The organism is Bacillus sp. GMa5/1 (assembly GCF_050172015.1).
GTDB classification, from domain to species: domain Bacteria; phylum Bacillota; class Bacilli; order Bacillales; family Bacillaceae_G; genus Bacillus_A; species Bacillus_A cereus.
The window spans coordinates 1-6,165 of sequence record NZ_JBNLYC010000213.1 but is presented as its reverse complement, the minus strand read 5'-3'; the positions used below and the strand labels follow the sequence as shown (position 1 = coordinate 6,165).

Below are 6,165 nucleotides of genomic sequence, written 5' to 3'. Positions count from 1 at the left end.
TTCGTAGGAGGAAGAAGAATGTTAAATAAAATAATTTTAATTACTGGTGGTACAGGTTCGTGGGGGCATGAACTTATAAAACAACTATTAGAAAAATCACCGAAAGAAATTAGAATTTTTTCAAGAAATGAAACGGTTCAGTTTGAAATGCAGCAACAGTTTATAAATGATGATAGGTTAAAATTTATTATTGGAGATATTCGTGATAAAGATCGACTAGTCTATGCTTGCCAAGGTGTACATTATGTGTTCCATCTTGCAGCTTTAAAACATGTTCCAGTATGTGAGTATTATCCTTATGAAGCTATAAAAACCAATATACATGGTACGCAAAATGTAATTGAAGCCTCTATACAGATGCAAGTTGAAAAAGTTATATATGTTTCAACGGATAAAGCAGCTGATCCATCAAATACGTATGGGATGACAAAAGCAATTGGTGAAAAATTAATGGTTCATGCGAATATACAAACGAAGAAAACAAAATTCATTTGTGTTCGTGGTGGAAATGTTTTAGGAACGAGTGGAAGTGTAGTACCACTTTTTAAACAACAAATTAAAAAATCTTCAGAAGTAGGGATTACCGATGCGAATATGACTAGATTTTTCTTAACAGTTGAAGATGCTGTTGGGTTGTTATTTAAAGCCGTATCTCAAGGTAGAGGCGGGGAAATTTTTGTTATGAAAATGCCGGCATGTAAAATAACAGATTTAGCAGAAGTATTAATTGAATATTCCGGAAAAGAAAAAGTTAAGGTAAAAGAGGTAGGGATAAGACCGGGTGAAAAATTAAGTGAAATGCTTCTATCTGAGGTAGAGAGTAAAACAAGTATAAGTTTTGATCAAAATTATTTTGTGGTACTACCGACTATTCCTATAGAAGGACTTCAAGAATATTATTCTAGCTATCCGCTAGTGGATGTGAAGAGTTTTAGTTCTCAACAAGACTTACTTGGAAAACATGAGGTGAAACAAATGCTATTAAAAGGAGGGTTTTTGCGATGAAAAAAAATGCGAGCCTTTTAATAACTGGTGCAAATGGTTTCACAGGACGCCATGCTTGCCACTATTTTTTACAGCAGGGCTTTCATGTAATTCCTATGTTTCAAAATCGTGCATATGGAGAAAAAATTAGAAATGGTATTACTTGTAATTTAACTAATAAGAGCGAAGTAATGAAGGTAATGAAACAAATAAAGCCAGACTACGTATTGCATTTAGCAGGAAGGAATTCGGTTATAGAATCTTGGACAGCTGCCCTTGAATATATAGAGGTTAATGTAATAGGAACATTATATTTATTAGAAGCAATTAAGCAAGAAGCCTCGCATTGTAGAACATTAGTTATAGGATCTGCTTTGCAAGCAGATAGTATGAACGAAATAAAAATTTCAAATCCATATAGTTTAAGTAAAACGATGCAAGTTATTATTGCAGAGGCTTGGGGAGGATTAATGGATTCAAATATTATCATTGCAAAGCCCTCAAATTTAATTGGTCCAGGGGTATCGAATGGCATTTGTTCGATTCTCGCAAAGAAAATGATAGATATAGAATCAGGTAGAAGTAAAGCTATTATCGAAGTAAACAGTTTGAAAGATAGTAGAGATTTTCTAGATGTACGTGATGCGGTCAAAGCGTATCATGTGTTATTACGAGATGGAATAAATGGAAAACAATATAATATCGGATCAGGAGTAAAACGATCTTTGTTAAATGTACTAGAACAATATAAAGAATTAACACAGCTAAATTTTTTTATAGAGGAAACAGAGAAAAGTGGGAGCGACTCAAATGAGAGTTTAGCAATAGAGGAAATAAAAAGGTTAGGTTGGATCCCAGAAATTGAATTTCATCAATCATTAAAAGATGTACTTGAGTATGCGAAGTGTAGTGACATCTGCATGCAATGAAAAACAAAAAAGGGTGTAAGAAATATATGAATGATTATGAAATAATAGATAATCAAAATACGCTATTTCTTTCAATTGTTGATGCGTTGGATTGGAGAGATGAAGAAGCGCATGTATTGCGTCTTTATGAGGCAATACATAAATATCAAGCGTATGTAGAAGAAAAAAGGGTTAAACAAATAAAGTCAGCATTAGAGACGAAAACTAGATATGTGATTCAAATCTTTGCTCAATACGAGTGTAGTGAGTATGGAAATGATTTTTATGAACTCATTAAAGATCTTTTACAAGATATAGAGGTGGAGTTAAAGATTTATATAAAAAATAATAATTTTATTTACATTTAAAAGGTAAATATAAAGCTAGATTTTTAATAATAAAGGTGGGTATAAGTTATGAGCAAAACGATTCTTTTTACTGGGGGCGGTACAGCCGGACACGTTATGATTAATATTGTATTAATTCCTAAATTTATAGAGAAAGGCTGGAGAGTCGAGTATATTGGATCCAAAAATGGAATTGAAAAATCATTAGTGCAAAATGTTAAATACAATAGTGTTTCAACGGGCAAGCTTAGGAGATATTGGGATTGGGAAAATTTTAAAGATCCTTTTAAAATTATACGAGGTTGTTTACAAAGTTATAAATTAATTAAGAAAACAAAGCCTGACGTTATCTTTTCAGCAGGAGGATTTGTTTCAGTTCCTGTAGCTATAGGAGCATGGTTAAATCGTGTGCCTATAATTATACGTGAACCAGATAGCACATTAGGACTTGCCAATAAAATAGCATTACCTTTTGCTACAAAGCTATGCACAACATTTCCTCAGACAGGAGAAAATGTAAGTAATGAGAAGAAGGTTTATGTAGGACCAATTGTAAGGGAAGAAATTGAGAAGGGTAACGTATTACGAGGAAGAAGATATTGTGAATTTCAGCAAGATAAACCAGTATTATTAATTATGGGTGGGAGTCAAGGTGCTAAGTGGATAAATGATATGGTAAGGGAATGTTTAGATACAATACTATTAAACTTTAATATTATTCATATATGTGGTAAAGGGAAGGTAGACCCATCTATTGGCATGGAGGGGTATATGCAATTTGAATATATAGGCGACGAGTTGCCGCATATACTAAATATGGCAAGTGTTGTAGTTTCCAGAGCGGGTTCTACTGCTATTTCTGAATTGTTATTTTTGAAGAAACCGATGTTGCTTATCCCGTTAACTAACAGTTCCAGCAGGGGAGATCAAGTTTTAAATGCTGAATATTTTTCACGGCAAGGATATGCGGAAGTTATACTCCAAGACAGAGTAAGTACGAATACATTTATATATGCAGTAAATAAGTTGTATACAAATAAGGAGAAATATATTCAAAACATGAATGGATATAAGAAAACAAATGATGAGGGAATTCATCAAATAATAGATATAATAAATGAAGTGGTGGAGTAATAGAAATGTAAATAGAAAAACAAAAGGAAAGAAGGTATCTTCTTTCCTTTTTACTATATTTGTTCAAATTCATTATTATTTATTCTAATTAGTTATGTACTATCGGTGAATGCCGTTTTCTAATAGCTCAGTAAATGCATGAATATGAATAGGTTTACTGTAATAATAACCTTGAATAAACTGACATTTATTTTTTTGAAGGAAATTTACGTGCTCTTTCGTTTCTACACCTTCAGCAATGACAGACATTCCTAATGTATTTGCTAATGTGATGATCGTTTTAATAATTTCCATTCCATCATCACATGTTTCAGACATTGTAATAAATTCTCTCGGGATTTTTAACGTATCAATTGGATACAAAGGTAAGTAGGCTAGCGAAGAATAACCTGTACCAAAATCGTCGATAGAAATGTGAATCCCTAAACTTTTTAGTGTACGCAGTTTTATCAATGTTTCTCGCTCATCCATCATTGCAATTCGCTCTGTTAATTCAAGATCAAGAGAGCTTGCTGGTAAACCTGTATTTGTTAAAGTAGAAGAAATAGACTTTACAAAATCCTCTTGTTCAAATTCTTTAGCAGATAAATTTACACCTATTTTTAAATGTGAATATCCGAGTGCGTGCCAACGTTTCATTTGCTTGCAAGCCTGCTCTAATGTCCATTTTCCTATTGAAATAATTTGTAGTGTTTCTTCTGCAATCGGAATAAACTCGTATGGAGAAATAATACCTAATTCAGGATGATTCCACCTAATTAAAGCTTCTGCACCGATAATTTTATTAGATTCACTATCAACTTGAGGTTGATACAAAAGGAACAATTCTTCATTTTGTAGTGCGTTTGGTAAATCTTTTTCTAATCGTAATCGTCTTTCAATTTTTTTAGCGATTACATCGTCATAAATAGAGACAGAGTTAAGCTCTTTTGCTTTTGCATCATACATTGCAACATTAGCGTTTTTCAGAAGTGTAGCGGTATCGATTCCGGAATGTGGATAAATAGCGATGCCGATACTCAGTGATAAAGTTAATTTATGCTCATGTATGATAAATGACTTTTTCATGCATTCAAATAATTGGTTACATAATTGGAATAAGTAATCTTCGTCAGTATAGTTTTCAATTATGATTGTAAATTCATCGCCACCGATTCTTGAAAGATGAGTATGTGATGGAAGACATGATTGGAATCGCTTTGCTACTTCTTCTAATATGTAATCTCCTGATGAATGTCCAAGTGTATCGTTAATTGCTTTAAAGCGATCTAAATCTAAATATAATAATGCAAACTCGCTTTCTGTTATTTTAGCATTTTTTATAACTCTCTTTAATTTCTTATGGAAAAAGGCACGGTTCCCAATTTTCGTTACAGTGTCATGGAATGCTAAATATTTTATTTCTTCTTGCTGTTTTTTTAGTGCAGTAATATCTTTCACCATAATATAGCTTCCTGAAATTTGTCCGTCTATTATAATAGGAATGATTGTAACGTATAAAAAATAAGTAAAGCCATCTTTATATTGAGAACTAAGTTGTAAGAATGCCGATTCTTGTTGTTTCACTTTTTCTAATGCCAATGCTAGCTTATGCTTATCTTCATCTAAAATGATCGAAAAACAAGTTTCACCTAGTAACTCATCCGTTGGTGCCCCAAGTAGTACACTCCCAGCCTTATTTACATTTAAGAATATTCCATTTAAATCAATGGTGAAGATAGGGTCAGGATGATATTCATATAATGATTTAAACTTTTGCTGTTTTTGAGAAAGAGCCTCTGATTTATGAACTAAATCAGACGTCCGTAAAGTAACTTTTTCTTCTAGTTGGGCATTAAATGCCTGCAAACGTTTTGTTAAGGAATTGTTTTGCATACGTACGATAGAATGACGAATGAGTACGAAAATAAAAGTAATACAATTTCCTGTAATGAGAGTTGAAGAGGATGTTTGTTCTTTTAATGTAAACCCGATTAGTATTGCAACAGCAAGATAAGGAAATACAACTAAAGCTTTTTTTCCTATTATAGGGTTTACAAGGAAATAATTTTTATGGCTATTATGATCTTCTGAAATAGAGCCAGCTATTGCAATAAGTAATATAGGTATTCTATATAAAAGACGTAATAATATTATAGTTTCAGTTGATAAGTGGTTATTTAAGTAAAAATAAATATAGTTAAAAGTTGCAGAACTTATTAATACAAAAATAAAGATATAAATTTTCCGTTTGGAATTAAAAATTGTTGGACGGAAAAAGAGACTAACACCTAGCAGTAGAAATAATAAATCTGCAATTGGGTATAAAAATGAAAGGAAAACATCTCCTAGTGAAAGAGCGAATATATTTAAATTTGGTTGATTAAATAAATACCATTCTAATGTGAATATGGAAGTAAGCACTATGCATATATCACAAATAAAGAACGCTTTTTCCCATTTATTGCATTCCTTTAAGATTTTATAGCAGAAAGCGATAAGACAGAAAAATAGAAAAAACATGTAAAATACATCAGAAACCGTAAAACGATGTATTGGAATTTCGAAGAAGCTATCTTGATATGTATATACTATTTTTCCTAATAAAAAACTACCAATTGCTATTGTAATACATATCCAAAACGGATTTGAACTGACTTTCTTAGAATATATAGAGTAAATCAGTGATACAAATGTAATGGCTTCAACGACAAGTGAAGCGAAGCGTACATCTGAATTTGAAAAATGAGTAGGGAACAGATAGAAAAACATAAAATAAATTGAATAGCATATTAATGTTCCGATTAATATAC

At 31.9% G+C, this 6,165-nt stretch carries 5 protein-coding genes; 4 read left to right on the top strand and 1 reads right to left on the bottom strand.

Features of this window, described 5'->3' with window-relative positions; all coding sequences use genetic code 11:
- Positions 1-18: 18 nt before the first annotated feature.
- Genes ACQGSG_RS25615 through ACQGSG_RS25600 form a run of 4 tightly spaced genes read left to right on the top strand, consistent with a single transcriptional unit; the run spans position 19 to position 3,373 of the window.
- Positions 19-1,005 carry a UDP-N-acetylglucosamine 4,6-dehydratase family protein gene (locus ACQGSG_RS25615; RefSeq protein WP_325843034.1) on the top strand — a complete coding sequence of 329 codons (987 nt, stop codon included), beginning with the start codon at positions 19-21 and terminating at the stop codon, positions 1,003-1,005.
- Positions 1,002-1,913, top strand: a complete 912-nt coding sequence (locus ACQGSG_RS25610; protein WP_000739085.1) for an NAD-dependent epimerase/dehydratase family protein — start codon at positions 1,002-1,004, stop codon at positions 1,911-1,913. Before ACQGSG_RS25615 ends, ACQGSG_RS25610 begins: the two co-directional genes overlap by 4 nt.
- Complete coding sequence (locus ACQGSG_RS25605; protein WP_002103505.1) at positions 1,910-2,260, top strand: DUF6572 domain-containing protein; 351 nt, start codon at positions 1,910-1,912, stop codon at positions 2,258-2,260. Before ACQGSG_RS25610 ends, ACQGSG_RS25605 begins: the two co-directional genes overlap by 4 nt.
- Positions 2,261-2,308: 48 nt before the next feature.
- On the top strand, positions 2,309-3,373 hold the full coding sequence (locus tag ACQGSG_RS25600) for an undecaprenyldiphospho-muramoylpentapeptide beta-N-acetylglucosaminyltransferase (protein ID WP_000047556.1): 1,065 nt from the start codon (positions 2,309-2,311) through the stop codon (positions 3,371-3,373).
- Between the two features lie 99 nt (positions 3,374-3,472).
- On the opposite strand, the gene ACQGSG_RS25595 is transcribed toward ACQGSG_RS25600, so the two are convergent.
- Positions 3,473-6,163 (bottom strand): putative bifunctional diguanylate cyclase/phosphodiesterase, encoded by a 2,691-nt coding sequence (locus ACQGSG_RS25595; protein WP_426948310.1) that lies wholly within the window; start codon positions 6,161-6,163, stop codon positions 3,473-3,475.
- Positions 6,164-6,165 lie beyond the last annotated feature (2 nt).